The 1375-nt window shown below is 52.1% G+C and carries 1 protein-coding gene; it reads left to right on the forward strand.

The genetic code is table 11. The annotated features are described in order from the left end of the window. Window positions 1-260 precede the first annotated feature (260 nt). Window positions 261-692 carry a hypothetical protein gene (locus AB4Z11_RS31805; RefSeq protein WP_442030184.1) on the forward strand — a complete coding sequence of 144 codons (432 nt, stop codon included), beginning with the start codon at window positions 261-263 and terminating at the stop codon, window positions 690-692. The last annotated feature ends 683 nt before the right edge of the window (window positions 693-1375 follow it).

Raw genomic sequence — 1375 nt, forward strand, 5'->3', positions numbered from 1 at the left:
CACCTCAACCGAGCTCACCCTCCGGATTACATCTGATCATGTTATTACGAAAAACGTAGAAGTCAACTCAAGCTTAGTTGACGTGGAGGAAAAGGAGCCGGACAATGAGGTGGAAGAGTCCCCGCGGAAGAGGTTCGGGATTCGCAAGCATCGCGACAAAAGATGCTATGTCTCCCCACAGCATGCTCTTTGGTGAAAGAACATGTAAGACCAATGGTAGACTACGTCTTGTCTACTTAACCGATCCGCTGAGGCGCGCTATGGCTGTCTGGCAGTTTGATCTGTATTTCATTCATATTGGCGCTCCTCCACCAGACACGAGCGGTGAAGACTGGGACGCTCCCACTCTACCGCCAGAGCAAGTACGTCAGGCGCAGGAGCGGTTAGCGTATTACTTCGGCCCACCTTGGTTCATGCTAGACGAYTGGCTTGTGTTCGGGCCAGAGAATGGCAACCGCATTGATATCCAATTTGATGAGGAGCACTACGCCAGCATCTTTGTGCGTTGTGACGTCCGTAGCGAAGCCCCACAATTTCTGTCTTTGGTTGCGGACCTGGCACAAATATTGGACTGCATGCTGTTCAGCATCGACAACGAGCAACTGATTCCCGCCAACGCTCAGCGACTTTTGCTAGAGGTCGGGCAACGAAGCAGCGACCTTGATGCAGCACATATGAAAGACATCGAATAAAGCATATGGGCACGGATGCAAAAATAGTCTGCTTGGGCTGGGGTTCGTTAATATGGATCAACGAGAACTTCCAGTGCAGGGAAATTGGATGAACGATGGGCCAATTTTGCCCATCGAATTTGCTAGGGAATTCTGAGATGGGCGTATCACTCTCGTACTTTGTGCAGACGCAAAGCCTGTGCGGACGTGCTGGTCGCTTCTGGATCTAGAAGACGTGTCCGRCGCGATAGTTGCTTTCGCCGCGCGCGAAGGCATCACGAACGCTATGGCGCATAGTATCGGACGCTGGAATTCAGTCGACGGCAAGCATTACGGTCTTCATGCCTATACCATTGTGGACAGGGCCGCGCGCCAGAACCTCAAAGGTGTGGTCTGGACCAATCTACCTTGTGGATTTAGGAACTCGCGCTCAGATGCCTACAGAGGCAGCTGTTCTGGCATACCTGGCTGCCTTAAGGGTGAAGCGCTGCTCGCGGCGAGACGCGACATCGCGAACACATCAGCGCAAATCGAAACTAAATTCCGCCCGTCTTTGACCGCATACCTTCAGCTGAGCGCTGAACTAGCAGCATCGCGGTAGTCGAACAGAAACAGCACGCACCTATCGCTACTTCTATACGCAAAGAGGAAACCAAGGAACTCGACAATGACCTATTCGCTTCAATGAATCGACGGAACATGAT

Origin of the sequence: Pseudoduganella sp. RAF53_2 (genome assembly GCF_052113985.1) — a bacterium.
GTDB lineage: Bacteria > Pseudomonadota > Gammaproteobacteria > Burkholderiales > Burkholderiaceae_D > Rugamonas.